Source organism: Bradyrhizobium niftali (assembly GCF_004571025.1).
GTDB classification, from domain to species: Bacteria; Pseudomonadota; Alphaproteobacteria; order Rhizobiales; family Xanthobacteraceae; genus Bradyrhizobium; species Bradyrhizobium niftali.
In genome coordinates, this window is the sequence record NZ_SPQT01000001.1 from 876,022 (window position 1) to 890,713 (window position 14,692).

Below are 14,692 nucleotides of genomic sequence, written 5' to 3' on the forward strand. Positions count from 1 at the left end.
GAAGGCTCGGATCTAATAAGGGCTCGAAAATGTCGACTAAAAGCCATCTGGACGAACTGAGCCCCTACGCCGCACGGCCGTGGGGGGCCCTCTATGAAGCTAACCAGGAAGGCGGAGTTCCAAAAGCCTCGAATATCGTCTCGATCTTCAAGAAGTCGGTTCGGTCAGCAGCGGCGCAGCCCGCTGTCATCTATTTCGATCAGAAAATCTCCTACGCCGAACTCGACGCATCGAGTGATGCGTTTGCAACGGCACTCGCGGACGAAGGCTTCGGTCAAGGTGACCGGCTCGCGCTATATCTTCAAAATACTCCTGCGTTTGTCATCGCTGCGCTCGCGGCCTGGAAGCTGGGCGGGATCGTTGTCACCGTCAATCCGATGAACACCGCCCGCGAACTGGCGCTTATCCTCGATGACAGCTTGCCCAAGGCACTTGTCTGCCAAGACGAGCTGTATCGCGATGTCGTCAGTGGCCTCCGACGCACGTTGCCCGCAGTCTTCACGACATCTGCGTTCGATTTTCAATCGCGGAACGATCGTCGCATATTCGGCGGCCTGTCCAGGGGGAAGGTAGCGTCGAATTTGATTCAGCTTATCGAAGCCAGAAAGGGACGATCCGCTACGATCATTGAACCTGCGGCATCCGACCTAGCCATGTTGGTTTACACCTCCGGAACGACAGGCGTTCCCAAGGGCTCGATGAACACGCATGGCGGTGCCGTGATAACGGCGGAAAGCATTGCACGCTGGATGCATGTCGAAACGGGCACACCGGTCCTTGGCGTCGCTCCACTTTTTCATATCACGGGATTGATCGCAGGTCTCGCGCTGGCGCTCGTTCGCGCGGCGCCACTCATCTTGACCTATCGCTTTCATCCCAATGTGACTGCGGACGCGATAGAGGAGCATGGCGCTGGCGTCGCGTTTTGCGCCATCACGGCTCTGATGGCCATGTTGAACGAAGGCACCGTGCGCGCCGACCAGTTGAAGAGCCTCACTACGATATGTTCGGGAGGCGCACCGGTTCCTGCGCAGGTGCTGAGGGACTTCAAGGCCAAGTTTGGGCACTACATCTATCACGGCTATGGCATGACCGAGACCAATGGGCCGGTCGTTCTTGTGCCTGCGGATCGCGAGGCACCGATCGACGAACTGACGGGAACACTGTCCATCGGTGTTCCGACGCCGCATACACAGGCCTGGATCGCCGACGAGAACGGCGCTCCCGCTGCCATCGGCGAGCAAGGGGAGATCATCATCAACGGGTCATCATTGTCCGCTGGATACTGGAACAATCCGGAGGATACCGCAAAGACGATGCAGCCGGATGGGCTGCGCAGCGGAGACATCGGTTTTATGGATGCGAATGGTTGGTTCTACCTCGTAGATCGCAAGAAGGACATGATCAACGCGGGCGGGTACAAGGTCTGGCCGCGAGAGGTGGAAGACGTGCTCTATACTCATCCCGCGGTCCGCGAGGTCGCTGTGGTCGGCACCCCCGACTCCTACCGCGGCGAGACCGTGAGGGCGGTCATTAGCCTCAAGCACGGCCAGCACGCCACGATGGACGAACTGCAGGAGTTCTGCCGCCAGCGAATGGCCGCATACAAATATCCGCGGATAATCGAGATCGTGGAAGAGCTGCCGAAGAACTCGAGCGGCAAGATATTGCGCAGGGCGTTGCGGGATGCGTTCAGCGCCGGCCAAGCCGCGCCGGCACCGAAGATTGGATGAGATGCACAGTCATTTTGACAAAGCCGACGCTGGTAACGCGACTTCCTACAACGCCGTGGCATGGGTCGACCGCAACGTTGAGCTTGGCAGAGGTGACAAGATCGCGTTCATCGACGTCGCGCCCACGGCTGGAGCTCGCTCTCAAGAATCACGTGAGAGCAACGGGTGGGCCTTGGAAATATCCGCGATGGATTGAGATCGTTGATGAGTGTTCCGTGACCGTATGTGAGACAGGTCAGCCGAGCCATACGTTACTTCAGCGCGAGAAACAGCATAAAATTGCGGAGCTTCGTACGTTCCAAGTGGGTTGATCGGGCGGCTGATTGGGTCGCCGCGCGAAGCGCCGTCACAGGCGAAACGGTTGCGCTCGTCCCCAGCGGCGGCATCGGGAGTTCTGCTCCAGCGAATGGCTGCATACAAATATCCGCGGATCTCGAGCGGATAACTGTTTGATCATTCGACGGATCTTGAGATCGACCACACGCTTGGCATGCCGTTCTCTGGCGAGGCGCATGGCGCGCTGCACCGAAGCTTGGTTGTCGCGGCGGCGCGAGACGAGGCCACGAGCTCAAGCTCTGCAAGTTGGCGCTTCAGGTCGAACTCGGTCCCCTCATGGAATCGGTGGAGCATCGACGTCATCCACCAGGAGAAGTGCTGAGCGCGCCACACGCGCCGAAGCGCGGTGCGCCAATAGGCATCCAAAAGGTCGGTCGACCGATTGTCGTAGTACGACGCCAGCGCCCGAGCGAGGACGTGCGCGGCCAAATTCAAGCCCTTGGCGCCGGTCGGGGCGCGGCAAGCCGGTCCGCTAGGTGGAGGGCGAGTTCAAGATGCAATCGATTTTGCTTGAGCGGACGTCCAAGGAGTGTCTCCGCGCGATCGAGACGATAGCGAATCGTATTGTGATGGAGGCCGAGGCAGGCGCCGGCTGCGCGGAGATTGCTGTTGGCATCAAAGAATCCTTTGAGTGTGGCCCGCAAGCGACGTGCTTCGATTGTCTCGTCTGCCAAAAGCCCAAGCTTGTCGGCTATGAACGCGCGGCAGTACGCGGGATCGCTCCCGCAAAGAGCTGCAAGCTCCACGTGGTCAAAGTGAGTCACGGTCCCGGCAGGATAACCTGCAAGACGTGCGACTCGAATTGCGTCGCAGGCTTCTCTGTGGCTGCGGCGGAATCCGATGATCCCGACGGCTGGCCGACCCTGACCGACAAGTACCGCAGCTTGCGGTGGACGAGCTTCATGCCCGACTTGTGCTGGGATCCAGCACCAAACCGTGTCGATGTCGGGACGGACTAGCAGTGGCTTTGCTTGGCTCAACGAGCCGGCAATTTCATGTGCGGTTGAATCGAGAGGCGTTTGATCCCCGCTTTGATGTCGGTGCAAAACGAGCGCAACATGATGCCCCGCAAGGTTATAGCTCAGGCGCAGGGCTGCATCGCGCATATTGACATCGTCTTCGGTCAAAATACGCTGGACGAAGGCCGCCCACGCCAGCGAGCCCTCCCGCGCAACGCGCTCGGCTTCATCTCTATACTCGGCACTCAGCCGGTGAGTGATCAGATCTAACCAGCCGATCAAGAATGTCGTCCCATAACTAACAACCGAGACGGCAGTAGACGTATCCCGGCAATGCTGCTCGACAGCATCGGACCAGCGCTTGCACCAATAGATCAGTCCCACTCGGTAAGCCCGCATGATTGCGTCATAGCTGAAGTTGTGCTGGACCATGGCGCGCGTGGACTGCACCACTTCGGCGGGGGGAGCGATCTGTTCGAATGGGACTGAATTGATCAGCGCATGCAGGATCGCCTTGCTGTTTGCGTGGCAGCTCGCCCGCGCGAGGTCGATCATGCCGCCCTGGGGGATTTCTGGCATCGCCGCCAGAATGTGGGAAAGGGTCCCGTCACCAATCGAGGGCAATTCGGGCACCAACGCCGTGGCGATACGGCGAACGGTTGCGAGGATCAATTTTTCCGAAGAACGTGCCATAGGTCGAGCATATCGCCAAATGGTCAATTTTGCTCCAGAAATTTGAGCGTTTAGCCGAAGACAGCCGATGTCGGTCGGGTCCAAGCTCTGTGCTGGCAACGCAGGAAAACCTGGGGCCGCTTCAGATGGAGGATACGCTGATGGGATCGCATTACGATGTCGTTGTGGTCGGCGCAGGTTTTGCCGGTTTGTACGCAGTGCACAAAATGCGCGACGAGCTTGGGCTGGATGTTCAAGCCTTCGAGGCGGCCGGAGGAGTGGGCGGTACATGGTGGTGGAACCGGTATCCCGGTGCCCGTTGCGATTTCGAATCGATCCACTACAGCTACTCTTTTTCCGAAGAGATACAGCGCGAATGGGAGTGGTCGGAGCGCTTTGCCGGGCAGCCGGAAATCTTGGCCTATCTGGAATGGGTGGCTGACAAGCTGGATGTCCGCCGCGCATTTCGTTTCAATACGCGCGTGACGTCGACAACGTGGGATGACAAGGCCGCGCGTTGGATAATCTGTACCGATGACGGAGCCACCTGCACGGCACGCTTTGTGGTGTCTTGTGTCGGCGGCCTTTCTGTCGCGAAGGAGCCGGAGTTTCCGGGCTCAGAGACATTCAGGGGCGAACTCTACCGGACGAGTAGTTGGCCGCACGAGCCCGTGGACCTCACTGGCAAGCGGGTTGCGGTGATCGGCACGGGCTCGACAGGCATCCAGGTTATTCAAGAGATTGCGAACGAGGCGGCGGAGCTGACCGTGTTTCAGCGGACGCCCAATTTCGCCGCTCCCCTGGGCAATGAACCCGTCGATCTGGCGCAGCGGCGATGGAATGCAGAGCATCACGCCGAGCTGCGAGCGGGCTCGCGCCAACATATGATCGGCGTGCCCTACGACCCGCCCAGCGGTCCTGCACTTGCAGCGACGCCGGATGAGCGGCGCAGGATCTTTGACAAGTATTGGGACCGCGGCGGCTTTCGCCTGCTCGTCTCGACATTCAGCGATGTGATTTTTAACCAACAGGCCAACGAAACTATCGCAGAATATATCCGCGAACGTATCCGTGAACGTGTGAAGGATCCTGCGACGGCAGCGTTGCTTTGTCCTACGGACCATCCCTACGCGTCGAAGCGTCCGCCGTTCGAGACCGGATATTACGAAGCCTACAACCTCCCGCATGTTCATCTTGTCGACGTGCGCTCCGCGCCGATTGAGGCGATCACGCCAACCGGTGTCCGCACGTCGTCGAAATCCTACGAATTCGATGTGATCATCCTCGCAACTGGATTCGATGTCTTCACACGGCCGCTGTTGAATCTCGGGCTGAGGGGGCGCGATGGTCTGAAGCTCGAAGACAGATGGGCGAACGGCCCCACGAGCTATCTGGGTGTCCAGATCGCCGGATTTCCAAATCTGTTCGTCATCAACGGCCCGAAGAGTGCGGTCGCGCTCTATAACGTTCCATTGGCGACCGAGGACAACGTCAACTTTGTTGCTGCGGCTCTCGCTCGCGCCATAGCGGATAAGACCGCGACATTTGAGGCAACTTACGAGGCTGAAGAAGCCTGGGGCCGCCTGTGCGAAGGCATTCTCAACCTGACCGTCATCCCGCATTCCAAGGGCTCCTGGTACATGGGCGAGAACATCCCGGGCAAGGCGAGGGCGGCGTATTTCTTTTCGGGTGGCGCGCCCTTGTACCGGGCGATCTGCGCCGAGATCGCGCATGTGGGCTATGGCGGATTTGCCCTTGACCGTGTTTCGGCGCCTATTCCCCCAATGGTCAGACTCGATCCCGCCGCGGCGCTCCTCCTGGGCTCAATGCTGGCCCGCGGCATGAAGCCTCTTGATGAGCTCAATCTGGATGAGGTACGAGCGGCGGCCGAGTCCCTGAGGGAGCTGCAGCTGCCAGGACCCGCAATGCGAGTCGAAACCGTCGAGGCGCCTCGCGCGCGAATCTACATCCCCGACCGCGCGGGCCCTCTACCGGTGATCGTGTTCTATCATGGAGGTGGCTGGATCTCCGGGTCGCTCGATTTGGCCGACGCTCCCTGCAGACGGCTCGCCGACGAAAATGGAGCAATGGTCGTCTCCGCGCACTATCGGCTCGCGCCCGAACATTCGTTCCCGGCTGCAACCGATGATACATTCGCTGCGCTAAGCTGGGTCTGGAAGCACGTCAGCGCATACGGCGGCGATCCTGGCCGGATCGTGGTCATGGGTGAGAGCGCCGGCGCGAATCTGGCCGCAGTCGCCGCGATCCGCGCACGCGATGCCGGCATTCCGCTGGCGGGGCAGGTGCTGATCTATCCTCCGATCGATCCGGAGGCATCCACGGCATCCCGCACTGAATTCGCTGATGGACCCTTCTTTACTCGGGCCATCGGCGAGAAGATGTGGGGCGCCTACCTCGGTGGCGCCGGACTAACGGCGCTCGCCGCGCCCTCGCGGGCTTCCTCCTTGGCCGGACTGGCACCCGCGCTGGTCCTAACGCTCGAGCTCGATATGAGCCGTGACGAGGCTGAGGACTATGCCGGTGCTCTGGCTTCGGCAGGGGTTCCTGTCCGGTTGCATCGGTTCGATGGACTCTTCCACGGTGTGTTCAACATGAGTGCGTTCATCCCGCGGGTTCGAGAAATGTACGCGTCGATCGGCGAGTTTGTGGCCACTTGCAAAGAGCAGATAACCGAAGCCGCGTAGTCGACCTTAGATGACGGGAAGCGATGCTGCTGCGCTGCCGGCTAAGTATGTCAATGCGAAGAAAGTCCCCGAGGCAACCCAGGCTCGAACACCTAAGCATTATACGCGCGATTCACAGCATGCGAGAATAGCCAGCGTTTCAGGGCCATGAAACATAAGAACTTAGCAGCCGAACATTCTGCTACCTGCCGTCGCATTCTGGACGCTGCTACCAGACTGTATCGGATGATGGGTCATAGGAAGACGTCGGTGGCCGATATTGCGCGCGAGTGTTCGATGTCGCCGGCAAACGTCTATCGGTTCTTTAGCTCGAAGCAAGCGATGAACGATGCTGTCGCAGATAGGTTGTTTGCCGAGGTGATCACTCTCGCGACTGAAGCCTCTGTAACCCCGCGAACTCCCGCCGAGCGATTAAGAGCGACGTTGGCGGCTATCGAGAAGTGCCATGCTGATCGCTTCCTCAACGAAAAACATCTCCATGAACTAGTGGTGATTTCGATACGAGAGGACTGGTTGGTTAGCCGTTCCTTCACTGAGCGGATCGAGTCCATCGTGGCCGACATCGTCTCGGAAGGGATAGCACGACACCAGTTTCAAAGCGGAGATAGTATAATCCTTGGGCGATGTCTTCTTGTGACGACGGCTGTGTTTTGCAATCCGCGCCTAATCGCTACGACGGGAGGTTTTCATCGACCAAATCTAGAGCAGATCATGGACTTCGCAATTGGAGCACTTCGTGGAGACAGCATTATTCACTTCACGGGCGATCAACTCCATGCCTCCAGAGAGCCGGTTCGCGCTGGGTCGACATCGCCTGTGCGATAGTCACTTCCCTCAGATGCTTGTGAAAAGAAGTGGACCGGCAGTGTGAAAATAAGCTCGAGATTCTCCGACGGCGACGTTCGCCGCAAATGAGCGCACCCATCCTCGGGGTCGATAGCGATATATCGACGTCCGAGACGGTACTTTGCCGGCGAACCGTCAATTCCCGAGTGTGTCGCGGCTCCGAATATTGACCCCTTTCGGCTTCCAACATGCACCCCGGCTCCTCATTGCGCTAATTCGAAATGCATCCAGGCGCTTACTGCATACCGGGCGGGGTCAGTGTTGGACGCCGGTCGTGGAGGCAAAAGCCGCGCCGATCCACAGCCCTTATGATACGAACGGTGTGGCTTGAGGGCTTACAGTGAGCCCGATTACCCTAAACGACTATCGAAGCCTAGCTAAACGTCGCGCAACTTCGGTGCAGACCCTCATGTGACCTTTCCTCGCGCCCTATTTGCCGCAGACCACCGACGCTCAATTTCCTTCACCGTCTTTTTCAAGCTCGGCAGATACTTCTTCGCAGCGGCCTCTGGCGTCATCGAGGACGAGAAGAAGATGAGGTTGAGACTGCCGAGAATCGGACCGCCACCAGGAATGGCCAATGCGATGGCGCTGATGCCGGCTTCGGACCCTCCAACTGACGATGCGTAGCCATCCTTTCTCGTCTGCAGAAGAATGTCCTCAATGAAGCGGCGATCCTTCGCCAGCTCGGCATCCTCCTCGACGAGCGAGGCGGTTAGATTGAGCATCTCGCGACGCAACTCGGGCGGTGAGGCAGCCAGGATGGCCTTGCCCAAGGCGCTCCGGACCAATGACCTTCTGCGCCCCACCATTGAACGATGAACCGAGAAGGGGCTGAAGGGGTGGGTGCTCTCCCGGATTAGCACGGTGCCGAGTTCAAACACTCCGAAGTCGCTGGGCCACGATACCTGGTCGAGCAGGCTGAACATTGCCGGAAGCGCGGCCTGGCTCGACAAGTCGCGCGACGAAACGCCTTCGCTCAGGGCGCGCACTTGGGGCGTCAAACCGAACAAAGCGTTTCTTTCGTCGAACGTTACGTAGCCGTCTTCGCGCAGCGTATCGAGTAAACGGTAGCAGGTTGTTCGGTTGAGGCCGGTCCTCTTTGCGAGCTGCACGACGTTCGATGGCCCACTCGCGTTGAGCTCATTGATCAGGGCCAACCCTCGGGAAAGTGCCCTGACGTTGCGGTGCATGATCGCCTCCGGACGTGTTCGCACTGCGAACATTTCACAGACTCAGATGGAATCATAGTTCAATCGGCGGCAAACCATCGCCCGCACGCCCAAACAGGCGGCGACGGGAGGAAACGATGGTTCAGTCAAGCTTTTATTTGTCCGCGGCCGTGTGTCTGGCCTTGGCGGCGCCAGCGGCGGCGCAGACCGCCGGAGGCACTCCGAAGCTCAGCGATGGCAAGGTCAAGATCGGAGTTCTGACCGACATCGCCGGTCCGACATCCATGGCTAACGGCAAGGGCTCGGTCGTTGCCGCCCAGATGGCCGCCGAAGACTTCGGTGCCGACCTGAACGTCGAAGTGATCTCGGCCGACCATTCCGGCAAGCCCGATATCGGCTCCCAGATCGCTGGCCGCTGGTTCGACGTGGAAGGCGTCGATGCCGTTGCGGACATGCAGGGCTCGCCGATCGGCTTCGCGGTGCAGAACATGGCCGCGCAGAAGAGCAAGATCATGCTGCTCTCGGGATCGACCTCGTCGGACTTCAACGGCAAGGCCTGTTCGCCGCTGACGGTGCAGTGGACGGTCGATACCTACAATCTCGCAAAGGGCGCAGCCAAGTCCGTGATCGAGGCAGGTGGAACCAAGTGGTACTTCCTGACCGTCGATCAGGCGTACGGCAATGCGCTTACGCGCGATACGTCAGAGCAAGTCAAGCTCAACGGCGGCCAGGTGGTGGGCAACTCCGTGTTTCCGCCGAACACGTCCGACTTTGCATCCTTCCTGCTGACCGCCTCCAGCGCCGGCGCCAACGTCATCGCGATCGCGGCTTCCAGCGGAGATACCGTCACGGCGCTGAAGCAGGCCGATGAATTTGGGCTGAGCGCAAAAGCGAAGATCGTGCCGCTGCAATCGGTGCTGACGGACGTGCACGCGGTGGGCCTGAAGATCGCGCATGACGCCTACGAAGTTTCGCCGTTCTACTGGGACCGGACGCCAGATACGCGCGCCTGGGCCGAGAAATTCTTCGCCAAGGCGAAGCAAATGCCGACTGGCTTCCACGCCGGCGTCTACTCGTCCGTCGCGCACTACCTCAAAGCGGTCAGGGCGACGGGCACCGACGACGCGCCGACCGTAATGACGCAGATGGAAAAAGAGCGGGTGCACGACGTCTTCGCGGCCGACGGCTACATCCGCGAAGATCGCAAGATGATCCACGACATGTACCTGCTCCAGGTGAAGAAGCCCGGAGAGAACAAGGGCGCTTGGGATCTCTACAACGTCGTGCAGACGTTGTCTGGTGAATCCGTTAACCGACCGCTTTCCGAAAGCCCATGCCCGCTGGTGAAGAAGTAGCTGGCCGCAGCCAACCGTTCGACAACTTAACTCGGCGTTCGAAGGAATTCGCCCATGTCAGTCGCCATCGTCTGCGCTTCCCATACTCCCCTAATGTACAAGGGGCCTGCCAGCAATGAGACCGAGCAACGTGTCCGAACCGCGTTCGGACGTCTCGGAAGCTTCGTGAAGGAGTTTGCGCCGGACTACATCGTCCAGTTCGCGCCCGATCACTTCAACGGCTTCTTCTACGATCTAATGCCCTCGTTCTGCGTCGGAGCGGGAGCCGTGTCCCTGGGCGATTGGGGAGGCGGGACGGGCCCGCTGGACGTTCCGGAGAAGACGGCGCTCGAACTCATCGACCATTTGCGGGCCGAGGATTTCGACGTCGCGGTGTCCTACCGCATGCCGGTCGATCACGGCTTCGTCCAGTTGTGGGAAGCGATGCTCGGGGACTTCAAGTCCATCCCGATCTTGCCGATCTTCGTGAACGCCGCTGCTCCGCCGGTGCCGACCTATCGCCGGGCCCGCCAACTCGGGGAATCCGTTGGCCGCTTCGCGATGCGGTCCGGCAAGCGGGTGCTGTTTGCCGCGTCCGGCGGACTCTCGCACGATCCACCGCTCCCGTCGATCAGGGATGATCCTGAAATCCGCGAGCGGCTGATCAACGGCCGGAATCCGACGGCTGAGGCCAAGGAAGCTCGCGAGAAGCGCGTGCTCGAGGCGGGTCTTCTTGCCGAGGCGGGCAAGGGGCCGTGCCAGCCGCTCAATCCGAAGTGGGACGCGGAATTCATGGAGATCCTTCGTAGCGGACAGATCTGGCGCGCTGACGCGCTCGATACCAGCCAGGTCCGCGAAGTCGCTGGACGCGGCGCAAACGAGGTCCTCGCATGGGTCGCCGCCTTCGGAGCCTTTTCCAGAAGCGGCCACTTCAAGATGGATCAGGAATTCTACGAAGCGATTCCGGGCTGGATCGCCGGCATGGCGATGATGGCGGCCAAGCAGGCCGACGGCGCTCATTGATCGACTAACCCCGCGCGAATGCGGCAGCATCGCGGAGCAGGCAAATGGCATACGAAACGGACGTGCTCATCATCGGCGCCGGCCCCACGGGCTCGACGACCGCCCTGGCGCTTGCCAATTGTGGCGTTCGCAGTCACATCATATCGCGTGGCAACTGGATGGCTGACAGCCCCCGCGCCCACATCACGAACCAGCGTGCCAACGAGGTCTTCCGCGATCTCGGGGTCGCGGAGGACGTGGCGCGGTACGCGAGCACCTGGGAGCTCATGGGCGACACGACCTTCACGACGAGCCTGGCCGGCTCCGAACTGATCCGGATGCGGACATGGGGGACCGGCGACGACCGCCGCGGCGATTATCTGCGCGCAAGCCCCTGCGGCATGGTCGACATCATCCAACCGTTGCTCGAGCCAATTCTGTTCCAGAAGGCGGCCGAAAAGGGCGCAACCTTCGCGTTCAACACCGAGTACGTCCGTCATGAGCAGGACGCGGACGGCGTGACGGCCACGCTGCGCGATCGGCTCGACGGGCGAGAGTACACCGTCCGCGCGCGTTACATGGTCGGCGCGGACGGCGCGCGCTCGATGGTGGTGGATCATCTGGGCCTGCCGATCGAAGGACAGATGGCGCGCGCAGGTACCGTCTACACTGTCTTCAACTGTGACCTGACCAAATACAGCAAACATCGGCCGAGCATCCTGAACTGGATCGTGACGCCGGATGCGAGCTTCGGCGAGATCGGCATGGGCCTGCTCCGGGCCGTGCATCCGTGGACACAATGGATCGCCGGTTGGGGCTTCGACATCAGCAAGGGCGAGCCGGACCTGTCGCCGGAAGCCATCATTCCGAGGATCAAGGTGTTGATCGGCGATCCATTGGTGGACATCGACATCGTCCGGACGTCGATCTGGTACGTGAATCAGGCCTACGTGACCCAGTATTCGAAGGGCAGGGTGCTCTGCGGCGGCGATGCGGTCCACCGGCATCCGCCATCGAGCGGATTGGGCAACAACACCTGCGTCCAGGACGCCCACAACCTCGGTTGGAAGCTTGCCTATTCGGTGAAGGGCTGGGCCGGTCCGAAGCTGCTGGAGAGCTACTCGCAGGAGCGCGCTCCCGTCGGAAAGCAGATCGTGCTGCGGGCAAACCAATCCCGGCTCGACTACGCCCCGCTGAACGCGTGCTTCAGGGTGCCGGGCGCGGAGAACCCGGTCGCCGCAGGTATCGCGCGCTTCCGCGATCCGGGGCCGGATGGCGTAGCTGCCCGGAAGGCGGCGCAAGCAGCGCTGGACCTGAAGCAGACGGAGTTCAATGCCCAGGGCACCGAGATGAACCAGCGGTACGAATCCTCGGCAGTGATTCCGGACGTCGATGCCAAGCCGGAGGAGTGGCGGCGAGATCGCGGCCTCTACCATCAACCGACGTCGCGCCCTGGTGCGAAGATCCCGCATGCATGGCTCGTCGACCGTGACGGCTTGCGCATGTCGACGCTCGACGTGACCGGAAGGGGCCTATTCACGATCGTGACCGGCCTTGCCGGCGGGGCGTGGAAGGAAGCGGCGTTGCGCCTCGACCTCCCGTTCCTCCGCGTCGTGGTAACGGGCTCGCCAGATGCGCAGGACCTCTATTGCGAGTGGCAGCGCATTCGCGAGATCGAGGAAGCCGGAGTTCTGCTGGTTCGCCCCGATGGAGTGGTCGCCTGGCGCGACATTGAGGGAACGCCCGACGCAAGCGCGGCCCTTGACCGGCTCAGTGCGGCCATTCGGACGGTCCTGGATCTCCAGGACCTCTCGGCCATCCCGCGCGAGAAATCATCCTCTCCGTCGAAGCCCAGCGGCACGCCGCTTTTCGCCTGACACGCAAACAAACGAAATTCAGTCGTCCGAGCCGGTCTGAACGAGGTGGCGCCAAGCCATCGCATGGGAGGTACAAATGAATGATTTAGCCTGGTTGAAGAATGCATGGTACGTCGCGATGCTCTCTGCAGATTTGGAGGCCGGCAAGATCTACAAGCGCACCATCCTTAACGAGGGGATGGTGATTTACCGAACCGACCATGGTCACCTCGTTGCACTCGAGGACAAGTGCCCTCACCGATACGCTCCCCTTTCCATGGGCAAGCTCTGCGGCGACAACCGGATCGCGTGCGCTTACCATGGTCTTCAATTTGATGCGACAGGCGCCTGTGTTTACAATCCACATGGTAACGGCCGGATCCCGCCCGCGGCAAAAGTGAAATCATACCTGGTCGAAGAGAAGTACGGTATGATCTGGGTGTGGATGGGCGATGCGGACAACGTGACTGAGACGCCGACCATCGACTTCCTTGAACCCGGCACAGGCTACAAGCTCAACAAACCCGCGTACCTGCACATGGCCACACCATGGCAGCTTATCATCGACAACCTTGTAGACCTAAGCCACGTAAGCTTTCTTCATGACGGCCTTCTTGGAGGTGCGGACATGATCGGCACGCGCAACCAATTGGTCCAATCCGGGAATACGATCACGGTCTCACGAACTATGCCGAACGTGAGACCACCCGAGTATTCGGATCTGATCTTTCATGCCGATGGTCGTCCGGTGGACAAGCAGCACGTCGTGAAGTGGATAGCGCCATCAATCATCCTGCTTGACATCAATGTGACCTCGCCAGGAGCGAGTAGGGATGAGGGGACCGGGGTCCATGCGGCTCACCTCATAACACCAGAGACTGAAGCGACGAGCTTCTATCATTTCGCGGCAGCACGATGGGGGTTGATCGAGCGTTCCCCGCAGGAGGAGGAGGAAATCGAGGCGCGTCTCGCCGCAGCCCGCAGGAAGGCCTTCGCTGAGCAAGACGAGCCAATGATGCGAGCGCAGTATGAGGTGATCAAGCGCTATGGCGGAGAGTTCAAGCCCGCGATGCTTGACATCGATGTCGGCGTCGTTCGTTGGCGCCGGATCCTAGCAGATCTGGTCGCAAAAGAGCTCGCCTGACCGTTCGTCAGCGACAATTACAAACCAAAGAGATTCAGTCATGAGCGACAAAAGACCAGAAAACTTTTCCAGCGTCTGGGCCGATCTTAGGGGTGTCTCCTTCAAACAGCACTTCATCGATGCCGGCGGAATTCGAACCCGCTGCATCGAGTCGGGCGACCCCTCCAAACCGCTCGTCCTCGCGCTGCACGGCGTCGGCGGCCATGCAGAGGCATATTCCAGAAACTTCGGTCCGCACGCCGATCACTTCTGGTTCGTCGCCATCGACATGCTCGGCCATGGATGGACCGACAAGCCGGCCATCGACTACCAGGTCTCGGACTACGCCAATCATGTCCTCGCTGTCCTCAAGACGCTCGGCAGGGACAAGGCGATGATCAGCGGTGAATCGTTGGGCGGTTGGGTCGCGACCTATCTCGCCGTGCATCGTCCCGCCGCGGTCGAGAAGCTTGTCCTCAACACCGCCGGCGGCTGGACAGCGCACCCCCAAGTGATGGAGCGACTGAAGAAGCTGTCTAACGAAGCTGCGTCCGATCCCTCTTGGGAACGGATCAAGGCGCGTCTCGAATTCCTGATGTGCGATAAGAGCATGGTTTCGGACGATCTGATCGAGACCCGCCGCGCAATCTACGCACAGCCGGGATTTGCCGACACCATGAAGCGGATCATGTGCTTGCAGGAGATGGAAATCCGCCGGCCTAACATGATCACCGCCGACCAATATCGGTCTATCAAGGCGCCGACGATGGTCGTGTGGACCTCGCACGATCCGACGGCGACGCCCGAGGAGGGGAAGCAGATCGCGGACATGATTCCGGGTTCGAAATTCGTGGTCATGAATCGCTGCGGCCACTGGCCCCAGTTCGAGGACGCCGAGCAGTTCAATCGGCTCCACATCGAATTCCTGCGGACCGGCAAATAAAGGATCGTTCA

Annotated in this window: 10 protein-coding genes; 8 read left to right on the forward strand and 2 right to left on the reverse strand. The window is 60.3% G+C overall.

Features of this window, described 5'->3' with window-relative positions; genetic code table 11:
• Nucleotides 1–29: 29 nt before the first annotated feature.
• A complete protein-coding gene (locus tag E4K65_RS03860; RefSeq protein WP_209312027.1) occupies nt 30–1,733 on the forward strand; it encodes a class I adenylate-forming enzyme family protein in 1,704 nt (567 codons plus the stop codon).
• 767 nt (nt 1,734–2,500) lie between these two features.
• Here E4K65_RS03860 and E4K65_RS03870 read toward each other — a convergent pair.
• Nucleotides 2,501–3,805: a PucR family transcriptional regulator gene (locus tag E4K65_RS03870; RefSeq protein WP_135172966.1), complete on the reverse strand. Its 1,305-nt coding sequence runs from the start codon at nt 3,803–3,805 to the stop codon at nt 2,501–2,503.
• A gap of 41 nt (nt 3,806–3,846) precedes the next feature.
• Here E4K65_RS03870 and E4K65_RS03875 point away from each other — a divergent pair, with 41 nt between their 5' ends.
• Together E4K65_RS03875 and E4K65_RS03880 are read left to right on the forward strand one after the other, a co-directional pair.
• Complete coding sequence (locus E4K65_RS03875; protein ID WP_209312028.1) at nt 3,847–6,405, forward strand: flavin-containing monooxygenase; 2,559 nt, start codon at nt 3,847–3,849, stop codon at nt 6,403–6,405.
• A 147-nt stretch (nt 6,406–6,552) separates the two neighbouring features.
• Nucleotides 6,553–7,230, forward strand: coding sequence for a TetR/AcrR family transcriptional regulator (locus tag E4K65_RS03880; RefSeq protein WP_135172967.1), 678 nt, complete (start codon nt 6,553–6,555; stop codon nt 7,228–7,230).
• Nucleotides 7,231–7,658: 428 nt separating this feature from the next.
• On the opposite strand, the gene E4K65_RS03885 is transcribed toward E4K65_RS03880, so the two are convergent.
• Nucleotides 7,659–8,444: an IclR family transcriptional regulator domain-containing protein gene (locus E4K65_RS03885; protein WP_167770496.1), complete on the reverse strand. Its 786-nt coding sequence runs from the start codon at nt 8,442–8,444 to the stop codon at nt 7,659–7,661.
• Nucleotides 8,445–8,560: 116 nt separating this feature from the next.
• Between E4K65_RS03885 and E4K65_RS03890 the strand changes: the two genes are divergently transcribed.
• From E4K65_RS03890 to E4K65_RS03910, 5 genes are all read left to right on the forward strand, one after another.
• The gene (locus tag E4K65_RS03890; protein WP_135172969.1) at nt 8,561–9,778 is read left to right on the forward strand and encodes an ABC transporter substrate-binding protein; all 1,218 of its coding nucleotides are present in this window, start codon (nt 8,561–8,563) and stop codon (nt 9,776–9,778) included.
• A gap of 54 nt (nt 9,779–9,832) precedes the next feature.
• Complete coding sequence (locus E4K65_RS03895) at nt 9,833–10,780, forward strand: 3-carboxyethylcatechol 2,3-dioxygenase (protein WP_135172970.1); 948 nt, start codon at nt 9,833–9,835, stop codon at nt 10,778–10,780.
• A gap of 44 nt (nt 10,781–10,824) precedes the next feature.
• Nucleotides 10,825–12,636: an FAD-dependent monooxygenase gene (locus E4K65_RS03900; protein ID WP_135172971.1), complete on the forward strand. Its 1,812-nt coding sequence runs from the start codon at nt 10,825–10,827 to the stop codon at nt 12,634–12,636.
• A 76-nt stretch (nt 12,637–12,712) separates the two neighbouring features.
• Nucleotides 12,713–13,759, forward strand: coding sequence for an aromatic ring-hydroxylating oxygenase subunit alpha (locus E4K65_RS03905; RefSeq protein ID WP_135172972.1), 1,047 nt, complete (start codon nt 12,713–12,715; stop codon nt 13,757–13,759).
• A 40-nt stretch (nt 13,760–13,799) separates the two neighbouring features.
• Nucleotides 13,800–14,681, forward strand: coding sequence for an alpha/beta fold hydrolase (locus E4K65_RS03910; RefSeq protein WP_135172973.1), 882 nt, complete (start codon nt 13,800–13,802; stop codon nt 14,679–14,681).
• Nucleotides 14,682–14,692: the final 11 nt, after the last annotated feature.